Here is a 17,938-nt window from a genome sequence, read left to right as displayed (position 1 = left end):
TCCCACGGATTTGATTGCCACATACAACTATCCGCCGAACCTGCCCAGTGCGCAAGTTTTCTCATTGAGAACCGAATCACACGCCGGTACTCTCATGTCATGAGCACCACGGCCGAGCCCGGACTGCGCGAACGCAAGAAGGCCGCGACCCGTCAGGCCCTCCATGACGCGGCGATGCGGCTGGCGATGGAGCACGGCGCCGACCGGATCACGGTCGAGGCGATCGCCGACGAGGCCGGCGTCTCCCGCCGCACCTTCTCGAACTACTTCAGCAGCAAGGAAGAAGCCTTGCTGTACGGCGACTATCAGCGCATCCACTCGATGATCGCGCTCGTGCGGGCACGTCCGGTGGACGAGCCGGCGTGGGCCGCGCTCACCGCGGCGGCCCATCAGTTCTATCTGGAGCTGGGCGACGTCGATCCGCAGTGGGTGGCGCGCAGCCGCCTCGTGCGCACGCAGGCCTCACTCGTGGGGGCGCAGGTGCAGACCTTCGCGGCGCTCGAGCGCGAGCTCTCGGCCGAGATCGCCGTGCGCCTGGGCGACGACCCCGCGGGCGTACGGGTGAAGATGACCTCGGCGGCTTTTCTCGCGGCCCTGCGGGTGGCGCTGCACATCTGGCTCGACCGGCCGCCGGGCACGAGCCTGTGGGAACTGGTGTCGGAGGCCCTGGCCGAGGCGGGACGCGGTTTCGCCTGATCACCAAAAGCGTGACTCCGGGTGGGGGCCCGGAGTCACGCTCTTTTCTGGGGATGGGACGAGGGTTGTCAGCCGGTGAAGCCGGCGAAGATCTTGCTGAAGTCGAACGGGGACTGCGCCACGTTGGTGCACTGGAAGAGGGCGCCGTTGCAGGCGTTCTTGTCGCGGTTGGCCTCCCACATCGAGACGAATCCGATGTGGTTGGTGTTGGCGAAGGCGACCAGGTCACGGGCGTCGGCCAGGCCGAAGACGCCGTTGTCGTCGTTGACCCCGATCATCGGGGTGACGCCGACCATCGAGAAGGCGGCCGCGTCGCTGGTGCCGTAGACCGACTTGATCTGGTCCTTGGTGGACTTCACGGCCTGGATGGCCAGGTCGCCGTAGTCTTGCCCGGCCCGCCCGTAGTCCATGGCCATGATGTTGACCAGGTTGAGGTCGACGCCGGCATTCTTGGCCGAGCGGACCACGTTGAGACCGTCAGCGGTCAGGCCCTCCGGCAGCACCGGCAGGGTCAGCGAGATCTTCAGGCCGGGGTTCGCCTTCTGGAGCGCGGCCAGCGCGGTCGAGCGGCGGGCGATGGTGGTCGGGTCGGCCACCGCGGCGCCCTCGATGTCGAGGTCGATGTACTTGAGGTTGTAGGCGCTCACCACGGCCTGATATTCGGCCTGGAGGGCGGTGACGCTGGTGCAGGCCTGGGCGAGCTCGATGCCGGTGGCGCCGCCGAACGAGACCTTGACGTCGCCGCCGGCCGCGCGGACGGCGGCGATCTGGTCGGCGAACTGCCTGGCCCGCGGGTCGAAGGCGTTGAACCAGCTCGCCTTGCAGCCGGCGCTGGTGACGAAGGCCAGGCTGAACGACTTGGTGTTGCCGCTCGTCCCCAGCTGGGCGAGCGTGGTGCTGCCGTTGGAGAGCAGACCCATGTCGACGTACGGCGCGAATCTCACCTTTCCGTTATTTCCGGCGGGAGGCGCGGTGGTGGCGGGCGGCGTGGTCGCGGTGGGCGAGGTGGCCGGCGGCTTGGTCGGAGCTGTCGTCGGGGCCGTGGTCGGCGGTTTGGTCGGGGCCGTCGTGGGTGTGGTGGCCGGCGGCTTGGTGGGTGCGGTCGTGGGAGCCGTGGTCGCGGAGCCGCCGCAGGACGCGCCGTTGATGGTGCAGCTCGTGGGTGCGCCGCTGCCGGTCACGATGAAGCCGAACTGCGCGGTCGCGCCGGCCGCGATCGTCGGCGCGTAACCCGGGTTCTTGGCGGTCGACACGCCGTTCGCGGTGGTGATCGTGGCGTCCCAGAAGCTGCCCAGCTTGGCGCTCGACGGCAGGCCGAAGGCGAGCTGCCAGCCGTTCACGGCGGCGCTCGTGCCGTTCTTGATCGTGTAGCGGGCCTGGTAGCCGGTGCCCCAGTCGCTGTCCTTGCTGAAGGTGGCGGTGAGGCCGCCGGTGGCGGCGGTGGTGCCGGCCGGGTTGGTGGCCGCGACCGCCGCGCCGACGCCGCCGGCCACGGCGAGGACCGCCGCCGAGGCGTAGATGGCCAGGCGCAGACGACTGCGTTGCATGGGGTGACTCCGATCGCAGGGGGTGACGACGGAAGTCGAGTCTCGTCCGCTGCGCGTTAAATGACCTTGCTGACTGCCTTAAAGATCCTTAAATGACAGGCCGTCAACGACCAGTGACAGGTGCCTTTTCCACACCGCCGGATCGTTCGAGCTGCGCAGCACCCCGGCGTTGGCCCGCATGAGCAGGCTGATGTCCTGCCGCGTGAAGTCGGCCCGCAGCCGGCCCGTCTCCTGGGCCCGGCGGATCACCTCGGCCGCGCCCCGCTGCGCTGTCGCCTTCAGCGTGGCCAGCCGTTCGTCGTCGTCGAAGCTGCTGGTCACCAGGATCTCGGAGAGGCCCCGGTCGGTCGCCTGGATCTCGAAGAGGCGGCCCACATATCCGACGAAGCCCTGCCACGGGTCGGGGTCGGCCAGCGCCGCCTCGGCCAGCTCGGCGTAACCGGCCATCTGGCCCGCGAAGACCGCCGCGATCAGGTCACGGCGGGTGGGGAAGCGCCGGTACAGGGTGGCGTTGCCGACGCCCGCACGCCGGGCGATCTCGTCGAGCGAGGCGTCCAGGCCCTGCTCGCCGAAGACCTCACGGGCAGCGGCGAGCAGAGCGGCGCGGTTACGCTGCGCGTCGGCCCGTAGTCGATCTGCCATGGTGCACAGGGTAACGGCGGCCTACTGCTCGTAGAGACCGGGGAAGAAGCGATCGGTGGCGGTCACGTCGTACACCTGGCGGACCTCGGTGATCCGGTTGCCCTCGATCCCGAGGAACTCGACCATCCGCACCGTCCCGAACGGCGCCACCAGGTCGTAGAGCAGCGCCGCGCCGTCCTCGGCGCGTGCGTGCTCGACCACGGTGACCGTGTCGGCGAAGACCGCGATCTTGTGGAGGATCCGCATCAGCTCCTCCTCGTCGACCGGAGCGTCGAGATTCCACTCGATCTCGGCGTCGGGCGCGAGCAACTGCCGCGTCGCGACCCGGTCGTCGCTGGTCCACGACTTCGTCCAGAAGTCGACGACGTCCATGGCGCTCTCCCTCATCGGGCCACTCCCGCCACCGGACGGGCGGGCATCGGATCGGGGAACTGGCCGTGGCCGAGCAGGGCGGCGGTCGCCTGGGCCACGCGGCAGGAGGCGAGGCCGTCGCCGTACGGGTTTCCGCCGGCCGCCATCGCGTCGCGGCGGACCCGGCTGTCGAGCAGCTCGGCCACCGCACTGGTGATGGCGGCCGGGTCGGCCGCGACGAGCCGCACGCTTCCGGCGTGCACGGCCTCGGAATATTCGGTGCTCTCGCTGATGGCCAGAACGGGCGTGCCGAAGGCCAGAGCCTCTTCCAGCAGGTCACCGTCGTCGGTCACCACGATGTACGCCTCGGCCAGCGTCCGCACCTGGTCGGGGCGGAGGACCTCGAGGTCGGGGTGGCGGGCGGCCAGATAGCGCAGGGCCGGCCCGATCGCCTGGGCCCGCTCGGGCGGGACGCCGAGCACGACGCGGCGCTGGTGGGGGCTGCGCCGCAGCAGCTTGGCGGCGGCGTCGGCCGCGGTGCCGCCGGTCAGCAGCAGGTCACCCTCGACGACGCGCTCGTCGAGCAGGTTCATGGCGGCCAGCGGGGTCGCCGCCAGGTGCACGGTGGCGACCTGGGCCAGCAGGCGCCGCTGGGCCTCCCGGGGCGAGGCCGCGACCAGGTCACCGTCGCGCCGCCCGGCGTCGAGCTGCATGATCGGGATCCGCCGCCAGAACGCCGCGAGCGCCGCCGGCAGGTCGTCGCGGACCACCACCGCGTCCGGCGTGCGGGCGGCCCAGAGCTCGTCGAAGCGGCGGACCGTCTCGGTGTGCCCGGCCGCGGACGGCAGCGTGATCTTCGGGGTGAGCCGGAACCGCGCCAGCGTCGCGTCGACCGCGGCCGGGTCGGCGCCGGTGGCCACCAGCACCGGGGTGAGCCGGGCCTGCTCGCGCATGGCGAGCGCGACCGGTGCGAGCCGGAACGCCTCGGCCGGCGTTCCGGCGACCAGGTGAACTTCGGGCAGCGACGACATCGAACTCTTCTCCGGAGCAGGCTGGGGGAGGGCCGCGTCGAACGCTATGCAGTTACGCAGCGTGAGGCAAGACCGTCACCCTGAGTGCCGGAGCAAAGTGGCCGAACGGCCTAACCCAGACATGTCAGACGTCGCCGATAGCGCTCAAATCGGGCACTTCCGGCCGGAGTCGGGTCGCGATGGCGACATTACTCTCCGCTATTGCTGTTCGAGCAGAGTGGGATCGTCACGCAGCATCGCGGCCAGCCGGCGCGCCGCCATCTCGGTCTCCTCGGGGCGCTCGACCTGCAGCGGCACCGGTTTCGGCAAGGGCGTCGGGTTGATCCGGCGGGTCGCCTCCTGCGACTGCTCCGGCACCGGTGGCGGCGGGGTCGCGGCGAACGGGTGCGGTGGGTATTCCTCGCGCGAGGAGGAGGCCATGCCGAGGTCGCGCAGGCGGGCGCCGAGATCGCGCGAGGACTCGCCCACGTCGTGGGCCGGTGAGCGCTGCTCGGGCGCCGGCGGCTGGTCGAAGCTGCCGTACTGCCGCTCGGCCGTGTCGGACTCGTCGTAATAGTGCGGGGGTGGCGGCGAGTAGCCGTACCTCTCCTGGTCGTCGTAGCTCGCCGGAGGCGGCGACGCGGGCGCGGCCGACCACGGGCGGTCGACCGGCTCGCCGACCTCGATGTCGACGTCGGCGTGCCGCGGAACGTCCCCGTCACCCGGCTGGAGGGCGGCCGCGTTCTCCGCGTTCACCTGCACCTGGCCGTCGGCCACGTAGAAATGCAGTAGGAGCGGCTCGCCGGCGCCCTCGACGCCGACACTGACGCCCAGCTCGGGGTGGCGCCCGATGACTCCCGCAACCGCCTCGACCAGCTCCGTCACGGCCGCTGGGGTGCTCGTGGCCTCCCCGGCGGCCCGGCGGCGCAACTCATCACGGCGCGCCAGCTTGTCGAGCGCGTCGTCCAGTCCGCCTCGCACCTGATCGTCCTTCCGTAGCGGGTCGCCTTCCACTGTGCCCGCTGTGAGGCCGATTTGGGAACCTCGATCTGAGCGACCCGCCGCACACCCTACGTCGCCTTCTGACGAATGGCCTTGTCGAGGGCTTGATCCAGGACGACCAGGAGGGCGTCCCGCACGGAAGCTTTGAAGCGCGCGTCATAGGCGAGCACCGGAACGTCCTCGCGCACGGCCAGGGCCCAGCGCACTTCGTCCAGGCTGTACTGCATTTGCCCGTTGAAGGTGTTGACGCCGACGACGAACGGAAGGCCGGCCTTCTCGAAGTAGTCGACCGCCGGATAGCAGTCGTCGATCCGGTTGGTGTCGACCACCACGAGCGCGCCCAGCGCGCCCTTGATCAGGTCGTCCCACATGAACGCGAACCGCGTCTGACCCGGCGTGCCGAAGATGTAGAGCTTCAGCGTCTGGTCGATGGTGAGCACGCCGAAGTCCATGGCGATGGTCGTCGTCGTCTTCGTCGACCCCAGGCCGGGGTTGTCGATGCCGACCGAGGCCGAGGTCATCTCGGCCTCGGTGGTCAGCGGGGCGATCTCCGAGATGGCCCCGACCGTCGTCGTCTTGCCCACGCCGAAGCCACCGGCAACGATGATCTTGACCGGGACCGGGGCCTTCTTCGGCCGTCCCTCGTTGCCCACGGCGGCCGCGCCGTAGGCGCGGTTAGGTGATTGCTCGTAGTCCACGGATCACTCGCATGATGGTCTCAGGGTCGGGGGTGTCGTTGTCCAGCACGTGCACGTCGAGCTGGCCGGCGGCGCGCAGGTCGCCGACGAGGATGCGGGTGACGCCGAGGTGCAGGCGCAACCGTGCCGAGATCTCCGCCACGGAGACGGGCTCGACACACAGTCCCACGATGGCGCGCATCTCGGGTGAGAGACGCACGCGGCTCGCGGCCGGGTTGACGGTCACCTGGGTTTCCATCCCGATCTCGGGATCGGCGCCGTCGGTGCGCCCGGACGTGATGACGAACGGGCGCAGGGTCGCGGTCGGGTCAGTGGCCGGAGGTACCTCTTCGCGCGGGGCGGGTCGGTAACCACCGGCCGACTGCGGACCGGACTGCAGGAAGGGCCGGACACTCGGCCGAGCCGGGTGTGCCGGGTCGTCGGGGTCCGGATAGGTCATTGCTGAACGGCGTTCTTCAACTCGGCGATCAGGCGCGGGCTGAGCGCGCCGCCGGCCCTCGTCGCGAAGAGCGTCATCTCGTAGGCCAGGGTGCCGAGGTTCGCCGACCGGTCGGCGATGACCCCCAGCACCGAGCCGGCGCTGATCGCGGTGACCAGCAGATATCCCTCGGCCATGTCGATGATGACGCGGTTCAGAGAGCCCAGCCGGTACCAGCTCGCGGCGCCGCCGGCGAGGCTCGTGAGGCCCGAGACGACAGCGGCCAGGCGCTCCGCGTTCGGCCGGTCCTTGATCGCGGACATCGCCATCAGCAGACCGTCGGAGGACACCGCGATCGCCTCGATGACGCCCGCTGTGCCGGACGTGAACGAGTCCAGCAGCCAGTTGAAGGTCTTGGCCTCCGCGCTCAGCTGGGGCTGGGCATAGCCGTGGCCGGTATCGGTCGAGTAGGGGGAAGTCATCGCGGTTGTCCCTCGGGTTGTGGCTGAGTTTCGTTCAGTGCGAGTGCGACGCCGTACTCGAACTGTTCCATCAGGGCCCGGGCCTGATCCGGATCCAGCGGCAGGCTCGGACTTGCCGGCGGCGGGTAGTTGGGTTCGTCCCGCGGCAGGGTGGCGCCCGGTACGCGCCGGGCGAGCGGTGCATGGCCGGCCGACGGCGGCGCGGTCATCTGTGTCTCGGCCGCGTCGAACTGGGCGCGGCTCACCCCCGCCTCGAAGTCGTCGAACGCCGAGCGGGCGGCCATCGCGTCGTCCTGGGACGGCAACCGGGAGGGCAGCGTGGGCGCGGCGGCCTCTTCGGGAAGCTGGCTGCCCGGCACACGGCGTCGCAGCGGGGTCCCGTTCCCGTTTCCGTTCCCGTTGCCGGGGGCGGAGGGCTGCGGCCGCGGCGCCTCGTAGGCCGTGGGGGTCGTGTACCGGTAGTCCTCCTCAGGGGTGCGCTGCTGCGGGATCACCGGGGCGGCCGGGATGGCCGGCATGGCCGGTGGCGCCTCCACGGCCGGGGCCGTGTTCCAGACGGGCGGGGCTTCCACGGCCGGCGGCGTGTTCCAGACCGGCGGAGCCTCCACGGCCGGCGGGGTGCTCCACGTCGGCTGCGGGGCCGGGGCCGGCTGCTGGTGCCACGCGGACGGACCGGCGGCCGGCAGTTCCGGCATCGCCGCCGGCACGCGGCCGGCGACCGGAGCGTTCAGCTCGTACGCCGGGTCGACGGCCGGCTGCGCGATCGGCTGGGCGATCGGCTGCTGGTACGCCGGGCCCGGCGAGTAGACCGGCTCGGCCTCGTAGACCGGCTCCTCGATGGCCGGGGCGACCCGGGCCGGCGAGAACGCGTTCCACGACTGCCCGGTCTCGAGGGTCCGTGTCGCCCGCTCCAGCACGTTCGCGTCGAACGGCTGCTGGCTGCCGGGCACCGAGGCCCGGGCCGCCGAGCCGGCGATGACCTGGGCGAACTCGGCGGTGTGGTAGCCCTGCGGCGCGGCCGGGGCCGACGGCGCGGCGACCGACGGGAACGGGGCCATCTCGGGGGCGACCATGCTGGGCACCCGGGCGATCAGATGGGACGGGTTGAGGTCGACCCACGCGGTGACGCCGCCGCCGGGCGTCTCGGTGAGCGTCACCTCGATGCCGTGCCGGCGGGCGAGCCGGCCGACCACGAACAGGCCCAGCACCTCGGAGGGGGCCAGGTCGAGCCGCTCGCGGCGGGTCAGCCGGGCGTTCTCCTCGGCCATCCGCTCGGGCGGCATGCCGAGGCCGTTGTCGACGATGGCCAGGCGGGCACCGCCACGCAGCTCGGTCGCGCTGACCACGACCCGGGTGTGCGGCGGGGAGAACGCGGTGGCGTTCTCCATCAGCTCGGCCATGAGCAGCGTGAGGTCGGCCAGGACGGCCGGCACGACCACGATCTCCTCGGGGATGTCGACGTCCACGCGGGTGTAGTCCTCGATCTCACCGAGGGCGAGACGGACGACGTCGACCAGCGGCAGCGGCGCCATGTGCTCGTTGGCGCCGGCGCCACCGGAGAGCACGACGAGGCTGGACGCGTTCCGGCGCAGACGGCTGGACATGTGGTCGAGCCGGTACAGCTCGCCCAGGCGGTCGCTGTCGGTCTCCCGGCGCTCCAGGTTGTCGATCAGGGCCAGCTGGCGGCCGACCAGGTTCTGCGTACGGCGGCCGACGTGCGCGAACATCTGCGCGACGTTGCGCCGGCCGAGGACCTGGCGCTCCACCAGCCGTACGGCCGTGGTCTGCACCCGGTCGAACGCGCGGGCCAGGTCGCCGATCTCGTCCTGGGACTCGACGTCGACCGGGTCGAGGCGGATCGGGCGTACGGACTCGGACTCGTCGTCGGCCACCCTCTCGAGCTCGGCCTCGGCGGCGCGGGCGATCCGGTCGGCCGAGACCGTGAGGCGGCGCAGCGGCCGGGCGACCGCGCGGGCCATGAACAGGCTCAGGCCGATCACCAGGAGCAGCAGCAGGAACGAGCCGCCACCGATGAGGAAGGCGTCACGGATGGCCGCGTCGCGGTTGCTCGTCACGATGGCCTGCACGTCGGCGGCGACCCGCTTCTCCACGAAGCCACCGAGCACGAGCACGGAGCGCAGCGACGGGAAGAGGGTCTCGATCTTCAGCAGCGCCACGGCGTTGCTCGGGTCGGTCGCCGCCAGCTGGAAGAAGTCGGCGCCGACGCGGGAGGTGAACGCGTCCTGCGCACCCAGGTAGAGCTTGTACTGGGTGTCGGTGAAGAACGCCTGCGAGTTGGCGATGACCTGCTGGATCTGCACCAGCGTGGAGGAGAACAGGCCGACCAGGCCGGAGTTCTTGGTGATCGTCGCGGCGGTGAGATATCCGGACGCCTGACTGATCAGGTCGTCGGTGCGCAGCGCCTGCTCGAGGGCGAACAGCTGCCGGCCCACACCGGTCTTCAGGTCGGCGGTGGACGAGAGCGCCACGCCGTTGATGACCGGGGTGATCCAGGTGGTGAACTCGGTGACCACCACGTCGGGGTTGATCGCCCGGTTCAGCACGTTCTGCCGGGTGTTGTCGAGCTTGGACGTGTTGCGCAGGGCCCGCGCGAGCTCCTTGGAGACGGTCACGCCGTCGTCGACCCGGGCGACCGCGTCCTTGGCCCGTGCGCTCTGCACGGACAGGGTGGGCTGGTCGACCAGGTTGAACAGGTAGCCGACGGCGAGCAGGCGCTCCTCCTGGAGCTCCTGCACGGCCGTGCCGACGCGACCGGCCAGCTCGACAGTGTCCGACGTGGACTGTGCCTCGGTCGCCGCGTCGGCGCGGTTGACGATGATCGGCACGCTCAGCGCCACGACGCCGAGCAGGGGTACGAGCACCAGCAGGGCGAGTTTGCCCAGGATGCGGAATTTACCGAAGAGCACCGGACCGCTCCCGCTGTGTCGGGTCGAGCTCGCCGTAGGCCGGGATCTGGCCGTACGGGTTGGTTCCGTAACCGGGGTTGCCACCCGGCTGGCTCAGTGCGACGTCACGGGTCGACTCACCGGGCTGGCGCGGCGCCGGCGGCGGCTCGGCGGCGGCCTCGCGGCGGCGGCTGACCACCGGCCAGGCGACGGCGCCGAGGACCAGCAGGACCGCCAGCACGCCCATGATGACCGCTTCGGTGCGCCGGTAGTTCAGCGAGCCGAGCCGGTCGTCGAGCAGGCGCTCCATCTCCTTGAGGGTGATGCCGGAGAGGGTGCTCAGCGCGGTCTGCAGCGTGCTCTGCGCGGTCGACATGGTGGCGACGTTGACGTTGGTGAGCGAGGCGCCACGGGTCATCGACTCGACGCCGCGGCGGAACGAGTCGAGCGAGCTGACCAGGCTGCCGCTCAGCGTCGGGCTGCTGGTGTTGTCGACGGCGGCCTGGAGGTTGTTGGTGAGCTTGTTCACCGACTCCTGCACGGCCAGGACCTCCTGGCCGAACTGCACCCGCAGGTTGGCCTGGGCGGGACCCTTCGCGGCCTGGAGCAGGTTGGCCTGGTCGCCCATGCGGTTGACCCGCACGACAGTGGTCGGCATGTCGACCGCCGTGGCTTCCTGGAGGTTCGAGATGTCGCTGTCCGGGTCGCGGTTGAGCTCGGCGTTGCGGCGGACCGTGACGTAGAGCTCGAGGATCAGGTCGGTGACCTCGACGTGGGCGGCGTAGACGTTGGTCGGGCCCTTGACCGCCGCGAGCTTGCCGATCTTCTGCTGGAGGTCGGCCCAGCGCTCCTTGGTCTTCAGATCGTCGCCGAGGCGGTTGTCCACGTCGGAGACCTTGGCCACCGCGACCTTGAGCGAGTCCGGCGGCTCGGCGACACCCTGGATGGCTGTCGACTCCGACTCGGCCAGCGAGCTGACCAGCGGGGACAGGGCGGTGAGGTACTCGACGCCCTTCTTCTCCAGCTCGGTCTGGTCGCGGTGGTCCGCGTTGTCCGTCCAGACCCGGCCGAAGAGCACCGCCGTCGGCACAAGCACCAAAACAGTCAAAATCACCGCGAGCGCGGAGCCTAAACGGGTTCGCCGGCTGTTCATTGCTTTTCGTCCTCCGCCATGCACACGCGATGAGCCGTTGTGACGGCTACTTTCCGTAGCCGGTTGGGCGCACGGATCCGGGCCAATCTATCCGAGAAAACCTCAAGAAACGCCTTTCCAAGGGACAGATCTCTCTCGGCTGATCGGGGGATACAGAGCCCGGTCGCTGTAGTTGTAACGAGCGTTCAGTTTCCGCCCCCGGGGTCATGAAGCCCCAGCCCACACCGGTTCCGGAGGGAAGGAAAGTCACCGCGGCGATGGTAACGGCAGACCGGCGGTACGAAAAGCCACAAGATCCATAATGCGTACCCGATAAGACTGGCGTCTATTAAACGCTGCGTAGTGGATCGAGTGCGCTGAGCAGAAAAGTAGCGCTGAGTCGTGGTGCGGATACGGCAGAAACGGGCTTTTCCTCAGACGCCCGCTGAGGAAAAGCCCGAATCAGGTCAAAGCCGTGCAAGTGCCTTTCGCAACGGGTCCAGGCCCAGGCCACCGAGGTTCAGCGCGTCGCGGTGGAATGTCTTCAAATCGAAATCCGCGCCCTTGCGCTGCCGGGTCTCGTCACGGGCCTGGAGCCAGATCCGCTCGCCGATCTTGTACGACGGCGCCTGCCCCGGCCATCCGAGGTACCGCTTCCACTCGAACCGGAGCGTCTTCTCCTCCATGCGCGTGTGCGCGCGCAGGAAATCCCAGCCGAGCTCCGGCGTCCACCGCTCGCCCGGGTGGAAGCCGAACGGGTTGTCCCGCGGGATCTCCAGCTCCAGGTGCATGCCGATGTCGACGATCACCCGGGTCGCGCGCAGCGCCTGCGCGTCGAGCATGCCCAGGCGGTCACCGGGATCGGCGAGATAGCCCAGATCGTCCATCAGCCGCTCGGCGTACAGCGCCCAGCCCTCGCCGTGCCCCGAACACCAGCAGAGCAGGCGCTGCCAGCGGTTGAGCGTGTCCGCCCGCAGCAGCGTCTGGCTCACCTGAAGGTGATGGCCGGGAACGCCCTCGTGATAGACGGTCGTGACCTCGCGCCAGGTCGAGAACTCGGTGACGCCCTCGGGCACCGCCCACCACATGCGGCCGGGACGCGTGAAGTCCTCGCTCGGGCCGGTGTAGTAGATGCCGCCGTCGCTGGTCGGCGTCAGGCAGCACTCGATGCGCCGGACCGGCGGCTCGATGTCGAAGTGGGTGCCGTTGAGGTCGGTGATCGCCTTGTCGGCCAGCGCCTGCATCCAGTCGCGGAACGCCTCCTTGCCGGCGATGTTGCGGGCCGGGTCGGCGTCGAGCGCGGCCACCGCCTCGTCGATCGAGGCGCCGGAGCCGGCGATGGCGGCCGCCGTCCGGCGCATCTCCTCCTCGATGCGGAAGAGCTCGGCGAAGCCCCACTCGTACGTCTCCTGGAGGTCGACCTTCGCACCCAGGAAGTACTGCGAGGCCAGCTCGTAGCGCTCGAGACCGGCCGCCTCCTTGTCGCGCCCCCGCGGCGCCAGGTCGCGGCGCAGGAACTCGGCGAAGTCGGCCGTGGCCGCGGTGGCGGCGTCGGCGCCCCGCACCAGCTCGGCGGCGAGGGCCCCGCCGGCCTCGAGCCGGCCGGCCAGCCCGCGGTAGAAGTCGTCGCGGTCGGGATCGGTCCAGGCGTCGCACTGCTCGGCCACGGCCAGCATCTGCGCCCGCGGGCTGACGTTGCCCTTGTCGGCCTCGTCGAGCAGCGTGCGCTTGTACTGCTCGAGGGCGGCCGGAAGGTCGCCGAGCCGGGTCGCGATGTTGGCCACCGCCTCCTCGCCCTCGGTCGGCATCACGTCGAAGACGCCGCGCAGGGCATGGATGCCGCTGGAGATCACGCTGATCGCGCTCGCCGTCTGGCCGGCGTCGGCCTGAGCCAGCTCGAGACCGAGCCGCTCCATCATGGCGTCCTTGGCGACCTGCTCGGACTCGTGTTCCGGCTCGATCACGTCAAGGTCGTTCAACGTACGCCGTACGAGCTCGGTCTGAGCCTCGAAGCCCTCCGGCGAGAAATCGTCGGTCTTGCCGTCGTGTCCGGCGATGCCGGCGTAGGTGGCGCCGATCGGGGTGAGCTCGGCCCACTCGTCGACATAGCGGTCGGCCAGGTCATCAATTCGTCCCACGGGGCGACCCTACGGGAATTCAGGCATGGCTCGTGGTCCACTCCAGGAGGCGTTCCATCTCCCAGGTGTTCACCACCCGGTCCTCCGGCACGCCGCAGAGCGCGGCCCGCTCGCAGCCGAAACGCAGCCAGTCGAGCTGGCCCGGCGCGTGGGCGTCGGTGTCGATGCTGAACAGGCAGCCGGCCTCGACCGCGACGGTCAGCATGCGTTTCGGTGGATCGAGCCGATCGGGTCTCGAATTGATCTCAATCGCTTTGTCGTGCTCGACGCAGGCCTCGATGACCTTGTCCAGGTCGAAGGTGCTGGGCGGCCGGGTGTGCCCGGCCCGGTGCCCCTTGTCGCCGCCGCCGGCCGCGGCGACCTTGCGACCGGTCATGTGACCGAGGATGTCCAGGTGAGGGTTGGCCAGCGCCTTGACCATGCGCTTGGTCATCCGCGGCGACTCGTCGCGCAGCTTGCTGTGCACCGATCCGACCACCACGTCGAGCCGGGCCAGCAGCGCGTCCTCCTGATCGAGGGAGCCGTCGTCGAGGATGTCGACCTCGATGCCGGTGAGGATGCGGAAGCCCTCGGGCAGCGCGTCGTTGAGCTTGGCGACGTGGTCGAGCTGGCGGCGCAGCCGGGCCGGCGGCAGGCCCCGGGCCACGGTCAGCCGGGGCGAATGGTCGGTCAGCACCAGATATTCGTGGCCCAGCTCGACCGCGGCCAGCGCCATCTCCTCGATCGGCGAGCCGCCGTCCGACCAGTCCGAGTGTGAATGGCAGTCGCCGCGCAGCGCCTCGCGCAGGGTGCGGGCGGCGCCCTGCAGATCCGTGCCCTCCGTGGTCTGGAGCCGGCGCAGATAGACCGGCTCCTCACCGGCCAGGGACTCGGCGATGCAGCGGGCGGTGACGTCGCCGACCCCGGAGAGCTTGGCCAGCGTGCCGGCGGCGGCCCGCTCGGCCAGCTCGCCGTCGGGCAGCGCGGCCACGGTGGCGGCGGCCGAACGGAACGCCTTGACCCGGTAGGTCGCCTCGTTCGCCCGCTCCAACAGGAAGGCGATGCGCCGCAGGTCGGCAACCGGATCACGAGATGGCATGCCGACCAGCGTAGAGGCCCGGTGGCTAGCATCGCCGTCATGCGGACGATCGACTGGGTTGACGGGGCCATCGAGATCATCGATCAGACGGCGTTGCCGGGGGAGCTGCGGATCCTCCGCCTGCACACGGTCGGTGAGCTGGTGGCGGCCATCCAGTCGCTGGCCGTGCGCGGGGCGCCGGCCCTCGGCGTGGCCGGCGCCTTCGGGGTGGCGCTGGCGGCCAAGGTGCACGCCGACGACCCGGCGGCGCTGGCGCTCGCGGTCGAGCGGGTGTCGGCGGCCCGGCCGACCGCCGTGAACCTGGCCCGCGGGGCCCGGCGGGCGGCGCGACGGCTGCCCTCGTTCGACGCGGTCCTGGCCGAGGCGTGTGCCGTGCGCGACGAGGAGATCGCGGCCTCGACAGCCATGGCCGCCCGCGGCGCCGACCTGCTCGTCGAGCTCTGCGGCGGGCGACCCCGGCTGCTCACCCACTGCAACACCGGCGGCCTGGCCGCGGTCACCCTGGGCACGGCGCTCGGCGTGGTGCACGAGCTGCACCAGCGCGGCCACCTGGCCGGTGTCATCGCCAGCGAGACCCGGCCGCTTCTCCAGGGCGCCCGGCTGACCTCGTGGGAGCTGTCGCAATGGGGCATCGAGCACCGGGTGGCGGTCGACTCGGCCGGCCCGTTCCTGATGGCCCGGGGCGAGGTCGACGCGGTGATCGTCGGAGCCGACCGGATCTGCGCCAACGGTGACGTGATCAACAAGGTGGGCACCTATGCCCACGCGCTCGGCGCCCGCCGCGCCGGCCTGCCGTTCGTGGTGGTCGCGCCCGAGTCGACGGTCGACCCCGACACCGCGACCGGACTCGACGTGCCGATCGAGGACCGGGGATCGGCCGAGGTCACGCCGTGGGCCGCCGCGGTGAACCCGGCGTTCGACGTGACCCCGTACGACCTGGTCACCGCGATCGTGACCGATCAGCGGGTGATCAGGCCGGCCGCCACGGCTTGAGCCAGTCGGTCTCGGGCCATCCCTCGGCCGCCGCCATCAGCGGATAGGCCGTGGCGCCGTCCACCGACTCGCGGACGATGTCGGCGTGGCCGGTGTGCCGCGCGGTCTCCTGGATGAGGTGCAGCAGCACCCAGCGCAGCGTCCAGTGGCTCAGGTCCTTGGGGTTCCACGGCACCGAATGGTCGACCGGGACCGGGTGGTCGAGGTCGGCGAGCTCGGTCACGGTCTTCTCGGTGCGGTCGGCGATCCGGTCGTACCGGGCGAGGACGTCGTCGATGGACTCGTCGTCGCGAAGGCGGAAGTTCTCGGCGTACGCCTGATAATCAAGCTCCTGCGGTTCGCCGCGCACGGTGCTGATCCAGCTCTCCTCGGTGGAGGCGCAGTGCTTGATGAGGCCGCCGACGCTGAGCTGGCTGGCGGACGGGGTCGCGCGCAGCTGCTCGGCGGTGAGTCCGTACGCGGTCAGCCGCAGCACGTACCGCATCTGGGTGAGATAGGCGAGAAGGCCCTGCTGCTCGTTCTCGATGGCGCCGACCTGACCTGGCATGACGTGCTCCTCTCGGGGTCCTGGGAAGAACCTATGAGGAATTGCGGTCAGATTCCGGCCGGATGGCCTCGACTGTCGTGTCATTGACCGCGGCGATCCAGCCGCCGGCCCGACCGAGCTCGAGCAGTGGACCGAACTCGATGGGCAGCTCGATCACGTCGCCGGCCTCGGCGGGCCAGGCGCGGCGCAAATCGACGGCTGGGCGGAGCGCGGGAACGAGGGCCGCGACCGGATCGGCGGTGTCGAGCAGGAGGCGTACCTCCTGAAGCTCGGAAATGAGCCGGTCGAGCTCGGCGCCGACCGCCGACGCGTTGCCGCCGCACATGGCGGCGATCAGCTCGGCCCGGGTGGCGGCGACCCGGGTGCCGTCGCGGAAGGAGCCGGCGGCGAGCGTGCCGGCCAGGGGATTGTCCCGCAGCTGACCGGCCAGGGCGGTGGCGAACAGATGCGGGACGTGGCTGACCTGGGCGACCGCGCGATCGTGCTCCCCGGCCGTGACCGGGACGACGCGGGCCGCGAGCTCGGTGAAGAGCGCGGCCAGGGTGTGCCAGTCGTCGAGGGAGGTCTCGCCCGGCTCCAGGCAGAGCACCCAGGAGCAGCCGGTGAACAGGGTCGCCTCGGAGGCGGCGAAGCCGGAGGTCTCCCGGCCGGCCATGGGGTGGCCGCCGACGAAGCGGGGGAGCTGGGCGGCCAGGTCGCGCACGGGGCCCTTGACCGAGGTGACGTCGGTGACCAGGCCGGGGAAGTCCTTCAGAGCGTCGATGATCGGCGGCAGGGCCGGCAGCGGTACGGCCAGGACGACGAGATCGCTGCCCTCGACGGCCGAGCCGATCGAGTCGGCCGTGGTGAAGCTTTCGGCGGCGGCCGCCTCGCGCGTGCCGGGGTCGGCGTCGTAGCCGGTCACCTGATGGCCGGAGGCCTGCAGCGCCTTGAGCACCGATCCACCGATGAGCCCGAGCCCGACGACAGTCACGTTCACGCTCAGAACCTTCGCACACCTCCCTTGATCATCCTTTTGGCCAGGTGGAGTTTCGTCCGTTTCGCGTGGTGGTGTCACCGAGCCTTCCTCATACGGTGATCTCGTGACTTACCGGGGTAAAACGCTCACGACGGTCTTCATCGCCGTCCTCCTGTCCCTGGCGGCGCCGGCCTTCGCCCAGGGCTCCGACGCCATGCCCAGCTTCAACGGCACGGTCCTGGCCGTCGCCTACTCCGGCAACATCGTGTACGTCGGCGGCGACTTCACCGCCGCGATCGTGAACGGCAAACCGGTCGCCCGGGGCCGGCTGGCCGCGATCGACGCCCGCAAGGGAACGCTGCTGCCGTGGTCGCCGGCCGCCGACGGCCGGGTGAAGGCGCTGGTCGTCAGCGGTCAGTCGATCTACGTGGCGGGCGACTTCGCAGCGGTCAACGGCGTCAAACGCGACAGCCTGGCCCGGCTCGACATCGCGACCGGCGAGACGCACAACACGTTCAAGCACACGATCAGCGGACGGCCCATGGCCGCGTACGCCGCACACGGCCGCCTCTACGTAGGCGGAACGATCACGGCGGTGGACGGGCAGGCGCGAGGCCGGCTCGCCGCCTTCAACCTGAACACCGGCGCCCTCGACAAGCGCTGGCTGCCCACGGCCGACGATCAGGTGGAGACGATCGCGGCGGGCGGCGGCCGGGTGTACGTCGGAGGAAAGTTCCACCGGGTCAACAGCGTTCCCGGGTACGACCGGCTGGCCGCGCTCGATCCGGCGTCGGCCGCGCTGGTCACGACGTTCAAACCGAAACCGCCGGTCATCACGTACGCCTTGGCGGTCACGGCCGACACGGTCTACTCGGCGCACGGCGGGCAGGGCGGCCGGATCAGCTCGTACACGCACGCCGGGGCGTTGCGCTGGTCGGCGACATTCGACGGCGACGCCCAGGCGGTGACGGTGCTGGGCGACACGGTCTACGCCGGCGGCCACTTCGACCGGGCGTGCAGCACGGCCCGCACCGGAGCCCAGGGCACTTGCGTCGACGGCGCCGACAACCGCGTCAAGCTGGCCGCCCTCTCCGCCGCCGACGGTCACTTGCTCGACTGGACGGCCGACGCCAACGGGGTCGAGGGCGTGCTGGCCCTGGCGGCGAACCCGCGCCTCAAGGCGATCGCCATGGGAGGCGCCTTCACCACCGTGGAGGGCCGCCAGCAGAAGCGGTTCGCCCAGTTCAGTTAGGTCCGCGCAGCTCTGCTTCGCGCAGCTCTGCTCCGCGCGGCTCTGCTCAGCGCAGCTCTGCTCCGCGCGGCTTTCTTCCGCAGCTTTT

General features: G+C 70.7%; 17 protein-coding genes. 3 read left to right on the top strand and 14 right to left on the bottom strand.

What is annotated here, in order from left to right; genetic code table 11:
* Positions 1–99: 99 nt before the first annotated feature.
* On the top strand, positions 100–696 hold the full coding sequence (locus ACQP2X_RS48215) for a TetR/AcrR family transcriptional regulator (RefSeq protein ID WP_498692998.1): 597 nt from the start codon (positions 100–102) through the stop codon (positions 694–696).
* A 68-nt stretch (positions 697–764) separates the two neighbouring features.
* Here the strand turns inward: ACQP2X_RS48215 and ACQP2X_RS48210 are convergent, their stop codons facing one another.
* The 12 genes from ACQP2X_RS48210 to ACQP2X_RS48155 form a co-directional block, all read right to left on the bottom strand.
* Positions 765–2,243 (bottom strand): cellulose binding domain-containing protein, encoded by a 1,479-nt coding sequence (locus tag ACQP2X_RS48210; RefSeq protein ID WP_498692997.1) that lies wholly within the window; start codon positions 2,241–2,243, stop codon positions 765–767.
* Positions 2,244–2,321: 78 nt separating this feature from the next.
* Entirely contained in the window at positions 2,322–2,885 is a 564-nt protein-coding gene (locus tag ACQP2X_RS48205; protein ID WP_498692995.1) for a TetR/AcrR family transcriptional regulator, read from the bottom strand.
* Positions 2,886–2,906: 21 nt separating this feature from the next.
* The gene (locus ACQP2X_RS48200; protein ID WP_498692994.1) at positions 2,907–3,257 is read right to left on the bottom strand and encodes a hypothetical protein; all 351 of its coding nucleotides are present in this window, start codon (positions 3,255–3,257) and stop codon (positions 2,907–2,909) included.
* Positions 3,258–3,268: 11 nt separating this feature from the next.
* Positions 3,269–4,267 carry a UDP-N-acetylglucosamine 2-epimerase gene (locus ACQP2X_RS48195; RefSeq protein ID WP_498692992.1) on the bottom strand — a complete coding sequence of 333 codons (999 nt, stop codon included), beginning with the start codon at positions 4,265–4,267 and terminating at the stop codon, positions 3,269–3,271.
* Between the two features lie 198 nt (positions 4,268–4,465).
* Positions 4,466–5,227, bottom strand: coding sequence for a hypothetical protein (locus tag ACQP2X_RS48190; RefSeq protein ID WP_498692991.1), 762 nt, complete (start codon positions 5,225–5,227; stop codon positions 4,466–4,468).
* 89 nt (positions 5,228–5,316) lie between these two features.
* Complete coding sequence (locus ACQP2X_RS48185; RefSeq protein ID WP_498701302.1) at positions 5,317–5,901, bottom strand: GTP-binding protein; 585 nt, start codon at positions 5,899–5,901, stop codon at positions 5,317–5,319.
* Between the two features lie 22 nt (positions 5,902–5,923).
* Positions 5,924–6,385 carry a DUF742 domain-containing protein gene (locus ACQP2X_RS48180; protein ID WP_498692990.1) on the bottom strand — a complete coding sequence of 154 codons (462 nt, stop codon included), beginning with the start codon at positions 6,383–6,385 and terminating at the stop codon, positions 5,924–5,926.
* Entirely contained in the window at positions 6,382–6,846 is a 465-nt protein-coding gene (locus tag ACQP2X_RS48175; RefSeq protein ID WP_364664477.1) for a roadblock/LC7 domain-containing protein, read from the bottom strand. The genes ACQP2X_RS48180 and ACQP2X_RS48175 overlap by 4 nt, the downstream gene beginning before the upstream one ends.
* Positions 6,843–9,773 (bottom strand): sensor histidine kinase, encoded by a 2,931-nt coding sequence (locus ACQP2X_RS48170; protein ID WP_498692989.1) that lies wholly within the window; start codon positions 9,771–9,773, stop codon positions 6,843–6,845. The genes ACQP2X_RS48175 and ACQP2X_RS48170 overlap by 4 nt, the downstream gene beginning before the upstream one ends.
* Positions 9,760–10,848 (bottom strand): hypothetical protein, encoded by a 1,089-nt coding sequence (locus tag ACQP2X_RS48165; protein ID WP_498692987.1) that lies wholly within the window; start codon positions 10,846–10,848, stop codon positions 9,760–9,762. Before ACQP2X_RS48165 ends, ACQP2X_RS48170 begins: the two co-directional genes overlap by 14 nt.
* Before the next feature lie 503 nt (positions 10,849–11,351).
* Positions 11,352–13,022 carry a DUF885 domain-containing protein gene (locus ACQP2X_RS48160; RefSeq protein ID WP_498692985.1) on the bottom strand — a complete coding sequence of 557 codons (1,671 nt, stop codon included), beginning with the start codon at positions 13,020–13,022 and terminating at the stop codon, positions 11,352–11,354.
* Between the two features lie 19 nt (positions 13,023–13,041).
* Positions 13,042–14,100, bottom strand: a complete 1,059-nt coding sequence (locus ACQP2X_RS48155) for a PHP domain-containing protein (RefSeq protein WP_498692982.1) — start codon at positions 14,098–14,100, stop codon at positions 13,042–13,044.
* A gap of 39 nt (positions 14,101–14,139) precedes the next feature.
* On the opposite strand from ACQP2X_RS48155, the gene mtnA reads away from it, so the two are divergent.
* A complete protein-coding gene (mtnA, locus tag ACQP2X_RS48150; RefSeq protein WP_498692980.1) occupies positions 14,140–15,093 on the top strand; it encodes an S-methyl-5-thioribose-1-phosphate isomerase in 954 nt (317 codons plus the stop codon).
* Here the strand turns inward: mtnA and ACQP2X_RS48145 are convergent.
* Together ACQP2X_RS48145 and ACQP2X_RS48140 are read right to left on the bottom strand one after the other, a co-directional pair.
* The gene (locus ACQP2X_RS48145; protein WP_498692978.1) at positions 15,071–15,640 is read right to left on the bottom strand and encodes a DinB family protein; all 570 of its coding nucleotides are present in this window, start codon (positions 15,638–15,640) and stop codon (positions 15,071–15,073) included. The two genes, mtnA and ACQP2X_RS48145, sit on opposite strands and share 23 nt — an antisense overlap.
* A gap of 31 nt (positions 15,641–15,671) precedes the next feature.
* Positions 15,672–16,619 carry a prephenate dehydrogenase gene (locus ACQP2X_RS48140; protein ID WP_498692976.1) on the bottom strand — a complete coding sequence of 316 codons (948 nt, stop codon included), beginning with the start codon at positions 16,617–16,619 and terminating at the stop codon, positions 15,672–15,674.
* A gap of 103 nt (positions 16,620–16,722) precedes the next feature.
* Here ACQP2X_RS48140 and ACQP2X_RS48135 point away from each other — a divergent pair, with 103 nt between their 5' ends.
* Positions 16,723–17,850, top strand: coding sequence for an outer membrane protein assembly factor BamB family protein (locus ACQP2X_RS48135; RefSeq protein WP_498692975.1), 1,128 nt, complete (start codon positions 16,723–16,725; stop codon positions 17,848–17,850).
* Positions 17,851–17,938 lie beyond the last annotated feature (88 nt).

The sequence above is a fragment of the Actinoplanes sp. CA-131856 genome (genome assembly GCF_050956135.1).
In the GTDB taxonomy this organism is placed as follows: Bacteria; Actinomycetota; Actinomycetes; order Mycobacteriales; family Micromonosporaceae; genus Actinoplanes.
Note: the sequence above shows the minus strand (reverse complement) of the source record. Positions and strands in the feature narration are given on the sequence as shown.